The 19951-nt window shown below is 38.0% G+C and carries 18 protein-coding genes and 1 pseudogene; 11 read left to right on the top strand and 8 right to left on the bottom strand.

Annotation, left to right across the window (positions count from 1 at the left end):
• Nucleotides 1–16 precede the first annotated feature (16 nt).
• A complete protein-coding gene (locus MW688_RS22705; protein ID WP_486738315.1) occupies nt 17–1540 on the bottom strand; it encodes an NAD(P)H-hydrate dehydratase in 1524 nt (507 codons plus the stop codon).
• A 44-nt stretch (nt 1541–1584) separates the two neighbouring features.
• The gene (locus MW688_RS22700) at nt 1585–2472 is read right to left on the bottom strand and encodes an alpha/beta fold hydrolase (protein WP_486738294.1); all 888 of its coding nucleotides are present in this window, start codon (nt 2470–2472) and stop codon (nt 1585–1587) included.
• Between the two features lie 51 nt (nt 2473–2523).
• On the opposite strand from MW688_RS22700, the gene MW688_RS22695 reads away from it, so the two are divergent.
• The 3 genes from MW688_RS22695 (at nt 2524) to sds (ending at nt 5464) form a co-directional block, all read left to right on the top strand.
• Nucleotides 2524–2901 carry a YkgJ family cysteine cluster protein gene (locus MW688_RS22695; RefSeq protein WP_486738293.1) on the top strand — a complete coding sequence of 126 codons (378 nt, stop codon included), beginning with the start codon at nt 2524–2526 and terminating at the stop codon, nt 2899–2901.
• Nucleotides 2882–3523, top strand: coding sequence for a phosphoribosyltransferase (locus tag MW688_RS22690; protein ID WP_486738292.1), 642 nt, complete (start codon nt 2882–2884; stop codon nt 3521–3523). Before MW688_RS22695 ends, MW688_RS22690 begins: the two co-directional genes overlap by 20 nt.
• A gap of 969 nt (nt 3524–4492) precedes the next feature.
• Nucleotides 4493–5464, top strand: a complete 972-nt coding sequence (sds, locus tag MW688_RS22685; RefSeq protein WP_486738291.1) for a solanesyl diphosphate synthase — start codon at nt 4493–4495, stop codon at nt 5462–5464.
• A gap of 14 nt (nt 5465–5478) precedes the next feature.
• Here sds and MW688_RS22680 read toward each other — a convergent pair whose 3' ends face one another.
• From MW688_RS22680 to MW688_RS22670, 3 genes and pseudogenes are all read right to left on the bottom strand, one after another.
• Nucleotides 5479–6432, bottom strand: coding sequence for a glycosyltransferase family 2 protein (locus MW688_RS22680; RefSeq protein WP_486738290.1), 954 nt, complete (start codon nt 6430–6432; stop codon nt 5479–5481).
• A 74-nt stretch (nt 6433–6506) separates the two neighbouring features.
• Nucleotides 6507–6653 (bottom strand): hypothetical protein, encoded by a 147-nt coding sequence (locus MW688_RS22675; RefSeq protein WP_486738289.1) that lies wholly within the window; start codon nt 6651–6653, stop codon nt 6507–6509.
• Nucleotides 6654–6677: 24 nt separating this feature from the next.
• A pseudogene (locus tag MW688_RS22670) lies at nt 6678–7250 on the bottom strand (PstC family ABC transporter permease); the annotation flags it as partial.
• Nucleotides 7251–8058: 808 nt separating this feature from the next.
• Between MW688_RS22670 and MW688_RS22665 the strand changes: the two are divergent.
• Nucleotides 8059–9735, top strand: coding sequence for a calcium-binding protein (locus tag MW688_RS22665; RefSeq protein ID WP_486738288.1), 1677 nt, complete (start codon nt 8059–8061; stop codon nt 9733–9735).
• A gap of 447 nt (nt 9736–10182) precedes the next feature.
• On the top strand, nt 10183–10800 hold the full coding sequence (locus tag MW688_RS22660; protein ID WP_486738287.1) for a serine O-acetyltransferase: 618 nt from the start codon (nt 10183–10185) through the stop codon (nt 10798–10800).
• A gap of 12 nt (nt 10801–10812) precedes the next feature.
• On the opposite strand, the gene ispD is transcribed toward MW688_RS22660, so the two are convergent.
• On the bottom strand, nt 10813–11493 hold the full coding sequence (ispD, locus tag MW688_RS22655) for a 2-C-methyl-D-erythritol 4-phosphate cytidylyltransferase (RefSeq protein ID WP_486738286.1): 681 nt from the start codon (nt 11491–11493) through the stop codon (nt 10813–10815).
• A gap of 327 nt (nt 11494–11820) precedes the next feature.
• Here ispD and MW688_RS22650 point away from each other — a divergent pair, with 327 nt between their 5' ends.
• The 3 genes from MW688_RS22650 to lepA all read left to right on the top strand — a co-directional run bounded on the left by MW688_RS22650 (nt 11821) and on the right by lepA (nt 15393).
• On the top strand, nt 11821–12783 hold the full coding sequence (locus tag MW688_RS22650; protein WP_486738285.1) for a glycosyltransferase family 9 protein: 963 nt from the start codon (nt 11821–11823) through the stop codon (nt 12781–12783).
• Nucleotides 12776–13360, top strand: coding sequence for a D-glycero-alpha-D-manno-heptose-1,7-bisphosphate 7-phosphatase (locus MW688_RS22645; protein ID WP_486738284.1), 585 nt, complete (start codon nt 12776–12778; stop codon nt 13358–13360). The genes MW688_RS22650 and MW688_RS22645 overlap by 8 nt, the downstream gene beginning before the upstream one ends.
• A gap of 224 nt (nt 13361–13584) precedes the next feature.
• The gene (gene lepA, locus MW688_RS22640) at nt 13585–15393 is read left to right on the top strand and encodes a translation elongation factor 4 (RefSeq protein ID WP_486738283.1); all 1809 of its coding nucleotides are present in this window, start codon (nt 13585–13587) and stop codon (nt 15391–15393) included.
• A gap of 26 nt (nt 15394–15419) precedes the next feature.
• Here the strand turns inward: lepA and MW688_RS22635 are convergent, their stop codons facing one another.
• Nucleotides 15420–15545: a phosphatase PAP2 family protein gene (locus tag MW688_RS22635; RefSeq protein ID WP_486738314.1), complete on the bottom strand. Its 126-nt coding sequence runs from the start codon at nt 15543–15545 to the stop codon at nt 15420–15422.
• 366 nt (nt 15546–15911) lie between these two features.
• Here MW688_RS22635 and MW688_RS22630 point away from each other — a divergent pair, with 366 nt between their 5' ends.
• The 3 genes from MW688_RS22630 (at nt 15912) to accC (ending at nt 19537) form a co-directional block, all read left to right on the top strand.
• A complete protein-coding gene (locus tag MW688_RS22630; RefSeq protein WP_486738282.1) occupies nt 15912–17090 on the top strand; it encodes a hypothetical protein in 1179 nt (392 codons plus the stop codon).
• Between the two features lie 257 nt (nt 17091–17347).
• Entirely contained in the window at nt 17348–17833 is a 486-nt protein-coding gene (psbV, locus tag MW688_RS22625) for a photosystem II cytochrome c-550 (protein WP_486738281.1), read from the top strand.
• Nucleotides 17834–18190: 357 nt separating this feature from the next.
• On the top strand, nt 18191–19537 hold the full coding sequence (accC, locus tag MW688_RS22620) for an acetyl-CoA carboxylase biotin carboxylase subunit (RefSeq protein ID WP_486738280.1): 1347 nt from the start codon (nt 18191–18193) through the stop codon (nt 19535–19537).
• Nucleotides 19538–19722: 185 nt separating this feature from the next.
• Here the strand turns inward: accC and MW688_RS22615 are convergent.
• On the bottom strand, nt 19723–19951 hold a 229-nt coding region (locus MW688_RS22615), incomplete at its 5' end, for a hypothetical protein (RefSeq protein WP_486738279.1).

The following is a 19951-nucleotide window of genomic DNA, read 5'->3' as shown; positions in this document are numbered from 1 at the left end:
ATGGTATTAATTTTTTTCAATTGTAACTTAGCCTTACTAAATATTGAGTGAGAGTGAAGGCATCTACACCTAACTCTGTCCTTTCTTGAGCCGCAATTATACCCGCTTGAGAGTGCCACCAAGCTGCTACAGCTACCCTTGCTCCATAATGGTGATTATCGTTGCTTGGAGCGATTAAGCCTCCAATTAAGCCTGTTAAAACATCGCCGCTACCTCCTCTAGCTAGAGCAGGTGTACTCTTTGGTATAATCCAAACTTTACCCTTAGGAGTAGCTATTACAGTTCTAGTACCTTTTAACAAGACAATACTGTTACTAATTTGAGCTGCTTTAACGGATGCGGATATCCTATCTGCCATCGGGGAAGAAAGTTGAGGAAATAGGCGCTTAAATTCTCCGAGATGGGGTGTAAGTATGGTGGGTAACTGACGCTGCTGTATTTGGGGCATTAATTCTGCTTGATTGAGAATATTTAAAGCATCAGCATCGAGCACAAGAGGTATATTTAATTCAATTACTGATTTTACCACAGATTCTGCCTCTGTAGTCAACCCCGGCCCACAGGCTATAGCTTGATATTGCTCTAATTCTGTGGGGATTGACGCTATAGCACCGCTATTTGTTTCAGGACAAGCAATAATCAAAGCTTCTGGTAAATGACTTACCAATATTGGTTTCAATGATTCAGGCACTGCTATTGAAAGCATACCGACTCCACTTCCTCTAGCCCCCAATCCTGTCAAAATTGCTCCCCCTGCGTAACGGGCAGATCCACAAATAAGCAGTAAATGTCCCTGTTTATACTTATGGGTAACTAAGGGACGGGGTATCGGTAAAAATTCTCGGGCATTGGCTGGTGTAATCAGTCTTACTGGAGGTGTTTCTCCTAATATTTCCTGAATTATGGTTTCAGGAATGCCAAAATCAATTCTTTCTATTTCCCCTAAATATTCTAAGGCTAGATCTTGGTAACAAGCCTGTTTCCATAAACCTAAACACAGAGTATGAGTTGCCCTCACGGCGATTCCTAGGATTTCTCCGGTATCTGTGTGTATTCCTGAGGGTAAATCAATACTAACCACTGGTTTTTGTGCTTGATTTAATTCTTCTATTTCAGAGGCTAATTCCCCACTAATAGGACGAGTTAAGCCGAAGCCAAAGCAGCCATCTATTAGTAAATCACAATCTACTATTGATTCTACTTTTGCTTTTACTGTTAGTTTGAGGGCTGTTTTAGCGTATTCTAGATGTTTTTGGGTTAGTTCTTTAACTTTACTAAAGGGACAACAGAAGATGACTTGATAACCAGCTAAAGACAATTCTCTCCCTATTACCAAGGCATCTCCCCCATTGTGTCCTGGTCCTACGAGAATTCCGACTTTGGTAAAATTAGGTAGTGGATATAGGCTGGTTATTTTTTTTGCACTTAATAAAGCAGCTTTTTCCATCAAGGCGGCAATAGGCATACCATCCTCGAAGATACGCTCTTCTATTTGGCGCATTTGCGCTGCTGTTACTACTATTTGTTCCTTATCCACCATCACATATACCTCAAAGCCTAGATAAATTTTCAATCAATTTAACTTTAGTTTAATTTTTCCAGCCAACAAGCAATTTGCTGATTGACTATTTCTGGTTTTTCGTCGTGGGGACAATGGCCTGCTTTTGGGATGGTGTAAAATTCTGTATGGGCATCTGTTTGTGCCCTTTGCTGGTATATTTTCGCCCCCTTGATTGGTGTCCAGGGGTCTTCTTCTCCCCATAATACTAGTAAGGGTTGATTGATTTTTGGTAGTAAGTTTGTCGGCTTTGGACCTGCTGGAGCTTTTAAGACTGAGGCAAATACTTTTTGGGCTCCTTCTGCACAGGATGGTTGATAGAGTATATCTATTAATTCATCGGTAACGGCAGCGCGATCGCGATACACTTGATATAGGGTATTACGAATCCGTTTTTTCTGACGAATCCTCTCAAAGACAAATTTTCCTGTTACTGGTGATGTTACTAATTTAGTAAATGTCCCCATAATCATATTCAAAGGAAACCGCAATTCTTCAGGACGATGATTTAATCCTCCCGCACAATTAATTATTATTCCTCCTTTCGTTATGTCAGGATTTTCTGACATTAGCATCAGGGTTAATAGTCCCCCAATCGAGTTACCAACAAATACTGTAGGCTGTTGAATTTTGTCGCAGCAAAATTCATAAATCTGTTGCTGCCACAATTCTAAGTTATATTCTATGTTTGGTTTGTCTGATTGACCAAAACCTAGTAAATCTATCGCCCAAACACGATAACCTTGGGCGGCTAATACTGAGATATTTTTACGCCAATGTCCAATAGAAGCACCGAAGCCATGAATCATTAGTAGTGGTTGACCGCTTCCTGCTACTGTATAGGTGATGGAATGATTTCTCCATTCCCAGGTGAATTTTTCTAGGGTTTTTAGGGAGATGAGTTCACTAGTCATAGATTTTGTCTTTGATAATTTAGAATGTATTTATTTTAGGTTTATTTTTTTATGGTAACGTGGAATTGTATCAACCATTGTGGTGCTTGTTGTTATTTAAATCCAGCAGAACGTCCTGATTTAGATCAGTATTTATCTAATCAAGAATTACAGGAATATTTGAGTTTAGTTGGTGATGATGGTTGGTGTATTCATTTCGACCATCAACAACGCCAATGCCTTATTTACCATACTCGTCCTCGTTTTTGTCGAGTTCAACCGGACGTTTTTGCTGATTTATATGATGTGGATGAGGAAGATTTCGCCGATTTTGCTATTAGCTGTTGTCTTGAACAAATAGAAAGCATTTATGGTAGAAATAGTTCGGTAATGTCTCGTTATCTTAATTCTGTTGTTTTTAAATCTTACGATGAATTCTATTTTACCTGATCGACAAGCGGCCGGAAAACTTCTTGCCCTCAAATTAACTGATTATGCTAATTCTCCTGAGGCTGTTGTTGTTGCTTTACCTCGTGGTGGTGTTCCTGTAGCTTTTGAGATATCTCAGTCTCTCAATTTACCTTTAGATATTTGTTTAGTTCGTAAGTTGGGGGTGCCTAATCAGCCTGAATTGGCCATGGGAGCTATCGCTACTGGGGGTGTTCAAATTCTTAATCAGTCTGTGATTAATTCTTGTGGAGTTACTCCTGTTGCTCTTCAATCTGTTATTGACTCAGAAACTATTGAACTCCAAAGACGTCAACAGCTTTATCTAGGCGATCGCTCTCTTTATACACTTAATAACCAAACAGTTATTTTGGTAGATGATGGTATCGCCACAGGTTCTACTATTTTAGCTGCTCTTGAAGCTATAGAAGCACAAAACCCTCAAACAATAGTTGTCGCAGTCCCCGTGGTTACATCTAGAGTATATGAGCAACTTCTTGTTGACCCAGTTACCCAAATAGTTTACTTACTAAAACCTTGGGATTTGCAGTCTATTAGTAGTTACTATGAAAATTTTACTCAAGTTAGTGATGAGGAAGTTCGCTCTCTACTTAGTCTTGGCTAAAAAGATGAAAAGTGTACCGAAATATTTTTTATAGGCTACGCTAAAAAAATATAAATACGGTACAATAGATAAAGCAACTATTCAGTTTTTGATTCTTCCCATTATGATTAATGGTCGCAGAATTGAATGAGTCAATAAATGTATAACAATTTACTGAGATTGCATTTTTCAATTGCTATCATCACCGACTCTTATATTTTACTGTGGTCTAATCGACGTTTTTTCGACGTTTTTCAACGGCGATTTTATTAACTATTTTACTTCAACTATTTTACTTCACGGATAGTTCCTACAGGAACTCTTCTTGAACGTTGAGCTAGTAGTAACAACAAGTAAACAGCAGACAAATAGATTGATGCAAGAACTATGATAAAAACAGCCATCTTTCCCAAAGTTAATTATGTAAGGTTGACGTTAGTAAGGAGTTTAATTTTTTTATAAGGGTCAGCTAAAACTACACAGCCGCTGTCTCAGGATTGCGGGGAATTCTTGAAGCCAAGTGTTGTTTTTAACTGTTTTTCCCTTAACCAAATATGGTTAAGTATTAACGGAAATTAACTTTCTTGGGTTTAGGTCTCTCTAGTTGTTTTTTTTCCCGCTAAGGGTAATTATCAGCAACCTCTAGATTTTAAATCAAGGGGAAGCTCAAAATTGAAGTTCTCTTACTACAAAAACCAACTATCAATTGTAGTTCTACGCTTTAGTCAGTCTCTAACTAAAAGCTTAGGCTACAAAAAGGCAATAAAGCAGTTGAACCTAGGAGATGATGTATTCCTGAGGACTGGTATATGTTTTATTAATGTTTAGAACCCTTACTATTAAGATAACATAAAGTTGAAGATTTGCAAGAAAAAATTTAATAATTTACTAAATTGAAAAAATTTCTGTCATTTCTCAGGGAAGGTTAGCTTAAAATAAATTAAAGAATATGTAAACTTTCGTAACTATCTTCCCAGATTGGGTTAATCAATGATTTCAGTAACTTCTCTATTTGCGCCAGTTGATAAGGACTTAAACCTATTAACACAAAACCTCAAACAACTAATCAGTAGCCAGCATCCGATTTTAGAAGCGGCGGCAGAACATCTGTTTAGCGCAGGTGGTAAAAAATTAAGACCTGCGATAGTGTTATTAGTCGCTAGGGCAACTATGCTAGAAAAAGAAATAACACCGCGTCATAGACGCCTAGCAGAAATAACCGAGATGATTCACACGGCTAGTCTAGTTCACGATGATATTGTGGATGAGTCAGAATTGCGGCGGAATGTTCCGACAGTGAACAATATGTTCGGCAATAAAATTGCGGTGTTAGCAGGAGATTTTCTTTTTGCTCAATCTTCTTGGTATCTAGCAAATTTAGACAATTTAGAAGTAGTCAAACTACTTTCTGAAGTAATTCGAGATTTTGCCGAGGGAGAAATTCTCCAAGGAATTAATCGATTTGAAACAAGTTTATCGTTCGATGAATATATAAACAAGAGCTACTATAAAACAGCATCTCTGATTGCTAATAGTGCTAAATCTGCTTGTTTATTGAGCGAAACGTCAGAGGCAACTGCCAACCATCTCTATGCCTATGGTAGACATCTGGGTTTAGCATTTCAAATTGTCGATGATATTCTCGACTTTACAACTTCTACAGAAGTACTAGGAAAACCTGCCGGATCTGATTTAGCCTCAGGAAATTTAACAGCGCCTGTACTGTATGCGATGGAAGAAGAACCAGAGTTATTAGTATTAATTGAGCGAGAATTTGAGGAACCCGAGGATATTCAAACGGCCTTAGAATTAGTCAAAAAAAGTGGAGGAATTGAGAGGGCGAAGAATTTAGCAAAAGAACAAGCTAATTTAGCTTTGCAGCATTTAGATTGCTTAGAAAACTCGGAATCATGTCAATCATTACGAGAATTACCGGATTATGTAATTACTCGTGTACGTTAAGGACAAAAAATAAATTATAACCAATCAATTTGTTTAGCTATTTCCGGTAATTCGGCTTGTTTTTGTCCGAGAGAACGTGCCCGAAAACCAACTAAACCGATTGGTGTTTTTAACAAATCAATTGGCTCATTTTCCCCTTTGAGTAATTTAATTGTAGTTATTGGCAACTCTTTTAATAACCATCTACTGATCCGATAAATTCCTTGAGAAATAGTAAACTCTGGCCCTAATGAAACACCATATAGCTCATGTAAATAACGATTAGAACGACCATAACGTTGCCATTGCTTCTGGAAATCAACAAGATTACCACGGTGGCGATGAAAAACTAAAGCCTTGGGAGCAAATTTAAGCTGCCAATCGCTTTGTTGTTGAATTCTCCAACAAATATCAGCATCACCACCAGAAGTTAAATAGGGACGAAATAGACCTACTTGGCTAAATGCTATTTTTCTGATTGCTAAATTAGCCGTTTGACCATAGGGGAGAAAATCATGTTCTACTAACCATTTTTGGGACATCATACCCACATTAGCAGCATATTTTTCTAACCAAGTTTCACCAGGTAAAGCCGCAATTTCCCCGGCAACAATCCCGATGTTTTCTTCAGTAAAAGGCTTAACTAATTCTACCAACCAATTAGCATCAGGACGGCAATCAGCATCAGTGAAAGCAATAATTTCCCCTGTAGAGACCCGAAGCCCTGTATTACGAGCAGCATAGGCACTTTGAATCTTATCTTCTTGAAGATAACGAAGATTTATTTGTGGATAATTATTAGTAATAGCTGCTTGTAATAGTTCTGGGGTGCGATCGCTACTACGATTATCAACTAGAAGATACTCTACTTTTTGCGGGGGGTAGATTTGGGCCACAAGAGAAGCAATTAATCCAGGGATATCTGCCTCGCCATTATAAATAGGAATAATTACCGAAATAAAAGGATAAAATAATGATTCTATAGACATGATTAATCAACAGACTGCCAATAAAGATTATAGTCTTATTTCACCATCATTTTCTCTTCTGAGTTTACAGGAAATTAACCTAAAAAAGCACCAAAGCTGGGAAGCTTTGGTGCAAAAAGACAAATAAAAGCCCTGAGATTTTCGATGTTGAGGATTGTTTCGCCTCTATCTTGAGATTCTGTTTGATTGTCAGGTTGGAAATTATTGGTTGAATAAGTCATAGTAAATTGATTCCTAGAGAAAAGTTAGTAAATACTTTTGCGAGGGGCAAAGCGTGCGACAACACGAGCTATAACCACTAAAAACACTAAAATTAGAGATGCAGCCCAAGCTAATTCATTCTGAGCTTGATAAGGTACAGTGGCAAAGTTGTAGACTAAAATAGAAAGGGAAAAATCTAAATCATTATTATTTCCAATCACCAAGGTTACAGCCATTGTTTCCCCCAAAGCACGACCTAAAGCCAGCATGATACCTCCCACAATTCCAGAAAAAGCGGCAGGAACTAAAATACTGAAAATTGTTTGCCAACGGGTTGAACCGACACCGTATGACCCTAAACGTAATTCCCCGGGTAAATAAGCTAGGGAATCTCTAGCAATAGTAGTCATAATCGGTAAAATCATAATTGCCAGAATAATCCCGGCAGGAAACATTCCTGGTCCTAAATAAGAAGTGGAAAATAGAGGCATCCATCCCAAATTATTATGCAACCACGAGCCAATTGGTTTGAGAAAAGGAATTAAAATATAAATCTCCCATAATCCATAAACTACGCTAGGAATAGCTGCCAATAATTCCACTAAAAAAGTTAACGTGCTACGAATGGAAATTCTAACTTACAAGTATTTAAAACTTTTTTTTAGCATAATGTGTACTAAAAAACATAAATATATTTGTTGACTGAGGGAAACTTCAGAGGCGATCGCCAACCATCTCTATGCCGATGGCCAGGGCTGTTTCGTTCTAAAATTTTTCGTAAGCTAGAAGCTAGACACCACAAAAGTTGACGCTCTTTTTAGCTATTATTAGAAAAAAGGTGATTTATTATTAGCAAAAAATCCCTTCTCCCTGCTCCCTGCTCCCGTGCTCCGGTGCTCCTCCTCACCATTTTCTTTGTCAAGAACGAAACAGCCCTGATGCCGATAGCAGGGCTGTTTCATTCATTTTTTTATTTCAAAATGTAACGTTTAAACAGTAGGCTTTTTACTATGTTTTTTAAAAGAAAAATAAATCCGAGATTTATTATTAGTAAAAAATCCCCTCTCCCTGCTCCGGTGCCCCCGTGCTCCGGTGCTCCTCCTCACCATTTTCTTTGTCAAGAACGAAACAGCCCTGATGCCGATGGTAGACATCTGGTGTTTAGCATTTCCCCTGAATAATATTTACTTTTATGTCAATTTGATTAGAGTTTAAAAGAGTCTTAAAAAGTGTATTTTTCCCTAGCTAAAAATTTTTATAGCATTTTTCGGACTCATGAGGTTGTACCTAACTCTCGGAGCCTCTCGGAGCCTCAAAAGGATAACCTCTGTACCTCACCAGTATGAGAATTGCTATATATGGTTTCTGAATTTGTTATTATTGTACATGGGTTAAATAATTTTACACAAGTAAGGATAAAACAACATGGCAGTAACATTCGGCACCTTTGGTCCTGATACCATATCAGGTAATAATCTTGAAGATGATATTATATATGGTCTTCAAGATAACGATTCACTTTCTGGATTAGACGGAAATGATAAACTTTATGGACAAGACGGTTCAGATACTTTGTCTGGTGGTAGTGGATTAGATACTCTCATCGGTAACGACGGGAATGATTCATTACTAGGTGGAGATGACAATGATCAACTGTTGGCCGGTTTTGGCAACGACACTCTAGAGGGGGGTTTTGGCGATGATGAGCTAAACGGAAGCAGCGATTCAGATACTATTTTTGGTGACCAAGGAAATGACACCCTTTTTGGAGGAGGAGGAGATGACGTTTTAGATGGAGGCGCCGATAACGATGATTTATTCCCTAGTAGAGGTGTAGATACAATTACTGGTGGCAGTGGGTCAGATAATTTTTTCCTGTTCGATAAAATTGCGGTTTTTTTCCCAGGCACTACTGATACTTTTCACACTATAGACCCCAACTTCAACGCCGATACAATCACTGATTTTGATTCTGTTGAACAAGATAAGTTGGTAATTTCCCAAAGTGTTTTATTAAATGTTACCGACAATGACACCCCTGGAGTATTAGATGCTAGTAGTTTCACCCTGGTAAGTAATCTAGGTGATGCTGAATCAGCTCCTACAGCAATAGTTTTAAATACATCTAGCTCAATTTTGTACTACAATGAGAATTTAACCGACCCAGGTTTTGGTGATGGTGGTGAACTAGTAACTCTTACTGGAGTTACTAGTTTAGCAAATACAGATATTCTAGTAGAAGAGGAAACACTTCCTGGCGGCACACTAATAGGTAGCGATTTTGTTAATGACACAATCGTAGGTAATGCGAGCGACAATTTGATTATCGGAAGAGATGGAAACGATAGTCTGGTTGGAAATGGCGGTAACGATACATTAAATGGATCGTTTGGTCAAGATACCATACAAGGGAACAATGGTAATGATTTAATTTTAGGAGGAATAGGAGACGATAACCTAGACGGTGTAAACGACAATGACACCATTAATGGAGAATCAGGTAATGATACAATTAGAGGTGGATTGGGAGATGATGATCTAAGAGGTGCCCAAGGTAACGATTCAATATTGGGAGCAGACGGGAATGACACCATAGCAGGTGGCAGTGGCTCTGATACCATTCGCGCTCAAACAGGCTCTGATCTTTTATTGGGAGGCGAACAAGATGACCTCCTTATAGCCAACCAAAACCGTGACACACTAGCTGGTGAACAAGGAAATGATACCTTAGTTGGTGGCCCTGACGATGATGTCTTTTTAATATCAGGGTCTAGAGGAATTAACCCCCCCTTCGTTCAAGCTGATATAGGAAATGATACAATCACTGACTTTGAGCCCGGCATTGATACAATTGCTTTGCTGAGTAAGACTTTTACGTTGATAACTAAAAATAATATCAACACAGAATTTATTACTTCTAGCACACCAGACATTGAAAATGAACTGATAGTTTATTCTTCTGGAGCATTATTCTACAATGAAAATGGTAGCGATCCTGGATTTGGTGATGGTGGTCAATTTGCTACATTAAGCGGAGCCCCTGTTATTTCAGCTTCTGACTTCACTGTGAGTTTCTTTAGAGATGGTAGAGACGTCGTCTAATACTTATAACTAAACTTGGAAAGAAAAAGTAGACATCGAAAGTAATTATTTGAATGTCTACTTTTTTTTCTTAATAAATTTTCAAGTATAGCAGTCCCTATGACTGCTATATATAGCAAGCTCGCAAATAGATGTTTACAGTTATCATGAAAAGCCCCCCTTTGTTAAGCTCATATCTTCCACCAGAACTTATGTACTAATTTTTTAGGAAAAATGTTCTTTATGGTTAATTCTCTATAATCTTTGTCTCCTAGAGGTTTAACATCAATTCTCTTACTCATTACTCCTTACTCCTTACTCATTACTCAACCCCAACCAGTAGCTTTTGCTAAAGGTGGAAGATCTGATTTAAGGGGGGAAGGGGGGATCTGTAAATATAAATATTGTTAACACTACAACGCTCATTGCTATAATTGGCGTAAGTATAATAAATAAAAAAGTGTTCCTTTGAAAAAAAGCCTCAGAAAATTACTATTTATTCTCAAAATCATAGTACATTCTCCTTTGTTACTTTTATTTTACTTCACTAATCAGCAAGATTTGATTACTGCTGATGTTAAGAGATGGGTAGAATGTTTATCATGGCCGAATCGTTCTCTGTCAGTACAATTGCTATCTTTGTTGGCAGAGGCTAAAGAGTTTAGAAATATATACTATCATCGTCTCAATCAAGGCAATTTGAGCAGTAAATTACTTATGTATCTGCTCAAAATAGTTTATCAACCATGTCCCTATTTTTTTCTAGATTTATCTTGTAAAATTGGCCCTGGCTTATTTATTCAACATGGTTTTAGTACTATAGTTATGGCGGATTTAGGTGCTAATTGTTGGATTAATCAACAAGTGACTATTGGTTATAAAGATAAAACCGGGCGTCCCCAAATAGGAGACAATGTGAGAATTACCGCTGGAGCTAAAGTACTAGGAAACATTAGTATAGGAAACAATGTTACAGTAGGTGCTAATGCGGTAGTAGTCAAAGATGTACCAGCTAATTGTGTAGTAGTGGGAGTGCCTGCTTACATCATCAAAAGAGATGGTGTGAGTGTACAGGAAAAATTGTAATTTATAAACATTTTATAAACGTTGAGAAAGAATGAAATTGGCGATCGCCAAGTCTACAGGGGTAGTAACTTTGAGATTAGTTTCTTCCCCAGGAACAATTTTGACGGGAATTTTACACCTTTCCAACAAAGCAGCATCATCGGTAACTTCCCACCCCTTCTCATAGCCTTGTTGGTGACATTTTTTCAGTAATTCTACATCAAATCCTTGGGGAGTTTGTGCGGCCCACAATTGACGCCTATCAGGAGTAGCCTCGATAAATTTTTGTTGATTGACAACTTTGATGGTATCTTTAACAGGAATCGCGGCAATTAAACCTTGGCAGGTGTATAAAGCTGAGGCACAATTATTAAATAGTTCTGGAGTCACTAGACAACGGGCTCCATCATGAATTAATACTCTTTTAGCATCGGGAGGGAGATTTTGTAGACCATTATATACAGAAGCCTGGCGCGTATCTCCTCCCAAAATTAACTCTACTGGTTTAGTAATACCAAACTGAGTAAGAATATTTTTAAATTCTCCAAAATCATAATCTTGACCGATAATACCAATCCAATCAATACTAGAAGCAGATTGAGCGGCCAAGAGAGTCCAAGCTAAAATTGGTTTATCTTTAAGTTGTAATAGTAGTTTATTGCGATCGCTGCCCATACGTCGCCCTGAACCTGCGGCAGGAATTAATAAATACATACTCTACCTGTGAAAATATTTTGATCATTACTCTATCATTTTCTAGTGCGATCGCACTAGAGAGAAAGATCTTCTTTTGGAGGATGCCATCCTCCTTTTTGCCACAATCTTCGGGATCTTTGTATAAAATGATCATGACGACGTTCATCATTGAGATCTAAGCGATGAATTTTTCTGACCGCGTCTGGGCGATAGATGACAGCTAAATTAGTACAAGAGTACTCGTGCTTTGCTCTCAGTAAAATATTAGTCTATCATTTTCCACAGAGGTAAAAATTGCTATAAAATTGAGCTCATAGTAATCAATAAGGTTGATAATATACGAAGATGAGAATACTTAATCTTATTCCAGGGGGGATTGGCGACCAAATCCTGTTTTTCCCCACTCTCAAAGATCTCAAGACCCAATATCCCCAAGCTTTAATTGATGTAATTGTTGAACCTCGTTCTAAAAGCGCCTATCGTCTTTGTCGAGATGTTCATGAAGTCTTAATATTTGACTATAAAGACCGTAATAGCTTAGCTGATTATCTCAATCTTCTGGGGATTATACGCGATCGCGAATACGATTTAGCCTTAACTTTGGGACAACGTTGGACCGTAGGCTTTTTACTCTGGTTAAATGGTATTCCTCAAAGAATTGGTTATCAAAGTCCCAACTCTCGTTTTCTCTCTCATTCTGTGCCTTTGAAACAAGAACAGTATGCGGCTTATATGTACCATGACTTGCTCCAAGGATTGGGTATTAATAAACCCTGTCCTGAATTAAGTATAGATATACCCCCCAAAGATTTTGATTGGGCAGAAGCCGAAAAACAACGACTCGATATACAAACAGATAATTATATTGTGATTCATGGTGGTTCCAGTCAACTAGCCCAGAAAAAAGGAATAGATAAAATTTATCCAGTATCAAAATGGCAAATCATTGTTACAGATATCCAAAATAAACAGCCAGATACACCAATAGTATTATTAGAAGGACCTGAAGATAGTGAATGGGTTCAGAAAATGCAGCAAAGCTGTAGCAATCTCAAGGTAACAAAACCAACAGATGTAGGGAAATTAGCAGCAATAATTAAAAGCGCACGTCTACTAATATGTACAGATAGTGCCCCTATGCACATAGCTATAGCCTTGAAAACTAAAACAGTAGCTTTGTTTGGTCCAACTCAAGCAAGTAAGTTGATACCACCAGACAATGAATATGTTGTGGCAGTAGAATCACCAACACAGGAAATCTCTGATATTGTTCCCGAAAATATACTAGGACAGATTCGGAATGTCTAGACCTGGGGTATTTTTTGATAGAGATGGTGTGCTCAATGTTGAAAAAGGCTATCTCTATTCCTGTGACGATTTAACCTTAATTCCAGGTGCTGCCACTGCTATACATCAACTCAATCAGAAACAAATTTTTTGTTGTCTAATTTCTAATCAGTCAGGCCCTGCTCGTAATTACTACAGCATTAATCATGTTGAAGCATTAAACGAGCGTTTGCGCCAGCTTTTGTGGTTAGAAGGTGAAGCCAAACTTGATGCCTATTACTATTGTCCCTATCTAAGTCCGAATAGTGGAGGGGTTAATCAAGAATATGCCGCTTGGAGTAGTTGGCGTAAGCCAAACACAGGGATGCTAGTCAATGCCGCTTGGCATCACGATTTAGATTTAAAAAAAAGCTTTGTCATCGGTGATAAAGCAACCGATATAGATTTAGGTCACAATGTTGGCGCTAAAAGTATCCTTGTGAAAACTGGTTATGGAGAAAGAGTAATAGAAAATAAATATCAGCATCCCGTTACTCCTGATCATATAGCAACAGACGTTGCCTCCGCCATTACCTGGATTTTAGAAAAGATTCATTAAATTAGAACCCCTAGGTAGTAACACTTATAAAACTGCCACGATTCTAACTCCACCGAGGAATAAGATCCTAGATATTAGGATATACGAGGAGCTATTTGAGTTAAAACGCTTAGAGTCTAGAGACCCCTGAGACATCTAAGCGCTTTTTTTTATGAGCAAATTCACACCTAAATTTAACAATAGTGTTAGACTAAATTAAGAAATGTTGTGCGTTGTAAATCAATATGACTAACACCCCAGTATCGCGTATTCGTAACTTCTCTATTATTGCCCATATTGACCACGGCAAGTCAACTCTTGCTGACCGTATGTTACAAATTACGGAAACAGTAGAGCAGCGCCAGATGAAGGCCCAATTTCTAGACAATATGGATTTAGAAAGAGAAAGGGGAATAACAATTAAGCTGCAAGCAGCACGCATGAATTATAAAGATACGAATGGAGAAGACTATGTACTTAATCTTATCGACACACCAGGTCACGTAGACTTCTCCTATGAGGTTTCTCGCTCCCTGGCCGCCTGTGAAGGTGCTTTACTAGTAGTAGATGCTTCCCAAGGAGTAGAAGCCCAAACTATGGCTAATGTGTATTTAGCCTTAGAAAATGATTTAGAAATAATTCCAGTTTTAAATAAAATAGATTTACCCAGCGCCGAACCAGAAAGAGTTACTCAGGAAATAGAAGAAATATTAGGACTCGATTGTAGTAACATAATTAAAGCATCTGCTAAAGCAGGTATTGGGGTTAAAGAAATACTAGAGTCAATTGTACATCTAGTACCACCTCCAAAAGATACAATCGAAGAACCCCTGAGGGCACTAATTTTTGATAGTTACTATGACCCCTATCGCGGTGTAATTGTCTATTTTAGAGTTATGGATGGTAGGGTGAAAAAAGGCGATACTGTACGCCTAATGGCTTCTAAAAAAGAATACCAAATTGATGAGCTTGGAGTACTATCACCCCATCAAATCCCAGTAGAAGAGTTACACGCGGGGGAAGTGGGTTATTTCTCAGCTTCAATTAAAATGGTAGAAGATGCCCGGGTAGGAGATACAATAACCTTAGTTAAAGAACCAGCAGCAAAACCTTTACCAGGTTATACGGAAGCTAAACCTATGGTCTTTTGTGGTCTCTTCCCCACAGATTCTGACCAATACGAAGACTTTCGAGATGCTTTAGAAAAACTAAAACTCAATGACGCGGCCTTAAATTACGAACCAGAAACATCTTCAGCGATGGGTTTTGGCTTCCGTTGCGGCTTTCTGGGATTGTTACACATGGAGATAGTCCAAGAAAGGCTTGAGAGAGAGTATGACCTGGATTTAATTACCACAGCGCCATCAGTTGTTTATCGCGTTACCACCTCAGAGGGTGAGGTATTAGAAATAGATAACCCAAGTCAACTACCTCCTCCTCAAAAAAGAGAAAAAATTGAAGAACCCTATATTCAGTTAGAGATTATTACCGCAGAAACCTATGTGGGTTCTCTGATGGAGTTGTGTCAAACTAGACGGGGTATCTTTAAAGATATGAGATACTTTACGCCTACACGTACTAATCTGATTTACGAGTTACCCCTAGCAGAAGTAATTACTGACTTTTTTGACCAGTTAAAATCCCGCTCTCGTGGTTATGCTAGTATGGAGTATCAACTAATTGGTTATCGCCCCAACGCCTTAGTTAAGCTAGATATCATGGTTAACGGTGATAGTGTAGACTCTTTAGCTATGATTGTCCATCAAGATAAGGCTTACAATGTTGGTCGCGCCTTGACGGAAAAACTCAAAGAGTTAATTCCTCGTCATCAATTTAAAATTCCTATTCAAGCGGCAATTGGTTCAAGGATTATCGCTAGTGAACATATACCGGCACTCCGTAAAGATGTTTTAGCCAAGTGTTACGGTGGTGATATTAGTCGTAAGAAAAAATTACTCCAAAAACAAGCTAAGGGTAAAAAACGTATGAAATCAATTGGTACTGTAGATGTACCTCAAGAAGCCTTCATGGCGGTATTGCGTCTAACTAATTAAGTTCTAATTAGGTTAAGCAGAAGCAGTTATTTAATTGCTTCTGCCTGTTTTAAGGCGATAATGACAGTGGTTAGCCAGATTAATCCTATCACTACTCCAAGTATCACATCAGTGGGCCAGTGAGCACCTAATACCAATCGAGAACTTACAATTAAACTTTCTCTAGTGGTTAAAAGGATTTGTGCCCCTCAGGCGATCGCCAAAAAAGTAAGTATAAATACTTAAAAAAACTCATTACTCATTACTCATTATTCATCCACGTGTAACATTAGGTAAAGATGCTTTGGTCTGAGTCACCCCGTCAGGTTTGTAACTCTTCGTCAATCACGTTAATATTAGTTAAGATTAGTAAAGTAATATTATTTTACTAGTAATATGAAGGGAAATGATCTTACCCAGAATAATCGAATTATAGATATTGCTCAACCCATTGTCCACACAAAATACGGAGAACTCAAACAAGAAAAAATCGTTTCTCCTTTGTAGCAACAAGAATTATTAATTGCGGTGTACAAAAGATGAACAATAAACTACCTCGTTGGATATTACTAAGTTTAATTACTTTTAGCCTAATTATTGGGTTTAATCAAACCACTCTGGCCCAATTTCCTCTACCATCTACTTCTTCTAACTTAGAAACGAAAAACTCTCCCTGGTGGGATTTAAACCGAAGTTTCCCTTGCGGCAGACATTGGTGTAGTGAAGTCCACTTATTTGGTTATGGCAACTCATCAGGAGAATTAATCGTGGCTAGAGAAACAGAGATAAATTCTCAAAATATAAGTAGAATAGAAGTAGAATCTAGAGCTAAATTAATACAAAAAAACTTTCAAGAACAATTAAAAGCCATAATTGACTCTCAATCTTTATCTGCTTTAAAAATATATAAGGATTGGAGATTTTGGTCAATATTTAACGTTAATAAACCACTACATCTTCTAACTCCTCAAGTAGAAGTAGGGACTAAAAATCAGCAAACTGTTGTCTTTTTACCAGCTCAACCTAAGTTAGGTATTTCCCAAGAAGATATAGTTACTGTCACGGAAATAGATGCTAAAGCTAATGTTAAATCTGTAGAAGAATTAGCAAGTAGTTGGCAAAAAACTATTGAGATTAGTTTTAGTAATGCTTTGTGGGGTCATAGTTTTAATGCTGATTATCCCGGCATACGTATTGTTATAGTGATAATTATCATGATTTTCGCTTTATTCTTAATTGGCTTAATTCAATTACTTAGTAATTTTCTCAAAGCCGGAAGAAGAAAACTTAAAACATTGCAAAAAAAACTAATTGAATTATTAGTAGCTCAACAATCACAGCAAGAATCTTATTCTCCTCAAAATCAACCTCAGGAGTCTTTAGAAGCAGAAAACACAGCCGACAGTCACAATAAATCCCCAAATAATCATAAATCTAGTAGTTTTATCGAAAAAATAGCTGAAGGGATAAATAATTTTTATCTAGAAAAATTAATTTCATCTTCTTTATCTGATTTGAAAAAACAAACTATCATTTCTCTACAAATCGATATCATTAACCTCATTATACGTCTGTGTTTTTGGGGACAAATATTTATTACTTTATACAGCTTATCTATCATTACTATAGTTTTTCGGCCTACACGTTTTCTTTCTTCACTCAGACCAAAGCAAAATCTTCGGCGAAAGAGAAATGAACTTTTTCTGAGGTTAATTTAGTACATAAGTACTGGTGCTTTGATATGAGTTCAGATATTTTTAATCAAAATCACAATTGAGATAACTAGTTGTTAGGGAACGCCAAAAAATGTAAATAAATGTTAAGAGAATGAGAATAAGCATAAATGTAAAAATCAGGCATTTATGAAGTTATTAAACTATTTTCAACTAATTTAGCCCAAATTATGCTATTGATAATTCAGGTCTATTAATCTGAAGATCTGTGAAGATCAAAAAACTGCTATTTGAGGAGGAATATGAAAAAGCGACTTATTTGGGTGATTGCTGCTGTAGTATTTTTCGTATGTCAATTGCCTAACTCAGCCCAGGCAATAGAATTAAGTGAAGAAATTCGTACAGTGAAACTAAATCCAGAAGGAGAACAAGTAGTTCTCAGTCTTCAAGAATTAGAACAGGGAAAAAGAATATTTTACGATTCTTGTTCTCAATGCCACTTGGGAGGAAGAACCAAAACTAACCCAAACGTAACCTTGAAGGCAAGTGATTTAGAAGGTGCTTATCCTCCTAGAGATAATATAGTTGCTCTAGTGGATTACTTAAAGTACCCAATGACCTATGATGGAGAAGAAGAAATTACCCTTTTCCACCCCAATACTGAAAGAAGTGATATCTACAGTGAGATGAGAAATTACAACGAAGATGATCTAGCGGCAGTATCGGGATATATTTTGGTTCAACCTAGAGTTCGTGAAAGCTGGGGACGTGGTAAAGTATACGACTAAGCCTAGACATGAGCTAGACAAACCAAGAACATGGTTATCAAGGAAGTGAGTTAGCCTAGGACAATAGCTAAAATAAAGTTATTGTGGTTAGGTAAACATAATATAATGCGAATGAAGAGGCTAGATGTGGATCAGGGAAGAAAAGAGCTCACAGGAGTGATAATTTTAACGACTCGTGTAATTAAAGTTTTTTTCTCAAGATTCTTCTGATATCTCATCAGCTACTTCATTCGCACTCCCAAACTTAAATTTTGCTTTAGTACTTTTGTGCTAATGAATCAGGAGTAAAAGTGGGCGATCGCTAAAACTGAAAAAATCGGCCCCAACAATCAGTTATCTAGATGATTAAAACAATAAATGCAGTTTGATAAAATTTTAATTGCTAATCGCGGCGAAATCGCCCTGCGAATTATCCATAGTTGTGAAGAAATGGGAATTCCCACTGTAGCAGTGCATTCCACCATAGATTGCCATGCTCTTCACGTACAACTAGCCGCCGAAAGTGTTTGTATTGGACCACCTATTTCTAGCAAAAGTTATTTAAATATTCCCAATATTATTGCCGCAGCTTTAACCAGAAATGCCACGGCTATTCATCCAGGATACGGATTTTTAGCAGAAAACCCTCGTTTTGCTGAAATTTGCGCAGATCATCAACTAATTTTTATTGGTCCTACTCCAGAAGCGATTAGGGCAATGGGAGACAAATCCACTGCCAAAAAAACCATGGCAAAAGCAGGAGTACCCACAGTTCCTGGTAGCCAAGGATTACTAGCAGACGAACAACAAGCCCTAAAAACTGCTCGGAAAATTGGCTATCCAGTAATTATTAAAGCTACAGCAGGGGGTGGAGGTAGAGGTATGCGTCTAGTACGTAGCGAAAATGACCTAGTACGTATGTTTCAAGCCGCCCAAGGGGAAGCTGAAGCAGCCTTTGGTAACTCTGGTGTTTATATAGAAAAATTTATTGAATGTCCCCGACATATAGAATTTCAAATATTAGCCGATAGCTATGGTAATGTAATTCATCTAGGAGAAAGAGACTGTTCAATCCAAAGACGCCACCAGAAACTACTAGAAGAGGCCCCTAGTGCCTTTTTAAACCCTCAATTAAGACAGAAAATGGGAGATGCCGCAGTAATGGCCGCTAAGTCAATTAATTATGTGGGCGCGGGGACAGTAGAATTTTTAGTAGATAAGTCAGGAAATTTCTACTTTATGGAAATGAATACTCGTATCCAAGTAGAACACCCTGTAACAGAAATGATTACGGGTATAGACTTAATCGCTGAACAAATTCGTATTGCCCAAGGAGAAAAATTAAGCCTCACTCAAAAGGAAGTAAATCTTCGTGGACACGCCATTGAATGCCGCATTAATGCCGAAGACCCTGATCATGATTTTCGTCCTAATCCTGGCAGAATTAGCGCTTATCTGCCTCCAGGAGGCCCAGGGGTGCGGATGGATTCTCACGTCTATACAGATTACGAAATTTCCCCCTATTATGATTCTTTGATTGGTAAATTGATAGTTTGGGCACCCAATCGCCAAGCTGCTATTAACAGGATGCAAAGAGCTTTGAGAGAATGTGCTATTACTGGAGTGCCTACTACCATCGGCTTCCATCAAAAAATACTACAAACCCCCGCTTTTATCTCAGGAAATGTTTATACTAATTTTATTGCTGAACATTTATCTAGCTGAGTTTTTTTAATGGCCTTACCTCAGATCTTGCATCTTTACCCAAAGTTACTGGTTGTGGTTGAGTAATGAGTAATGAGTAATAAGTAATGAGTAATGAGTAATAAGTAATGAGTTTTGAAGTAAGGAGTAATGAGTAATATAAAGTCCGTTTAATCAGTTATATTATGAGATATTGATGCAAATACTTAAAAACCATATTTCTCCCCCTCTCCCCCTCTCCCTTCTCCCCCTCTCCCCCTCTCCCTTCTCCCCCTCTCCCTTCTCCCCTTCTCCCCCTCTCCCTTCTCCCCCTCTCCCTTCTCCCCCTCTCCCCCTCTCCCCCTCTCCCTTCTCCCCCTCTCCCTTCTCCCCCTCTCCCTTCTCCCCCTCTCCCTTCTCCCCCTCTCCCTTCTCCCCCTCTCCCTTCTCCCCCTC

The sequence above is a fragment of the Johannesbaptistia floridana genome, from assembly GCF_057440575.1.
Note: the sequence above shows the minus strand (reverse complement) of the source record. Positions and strands in the feature narration are given on the sequence as shown.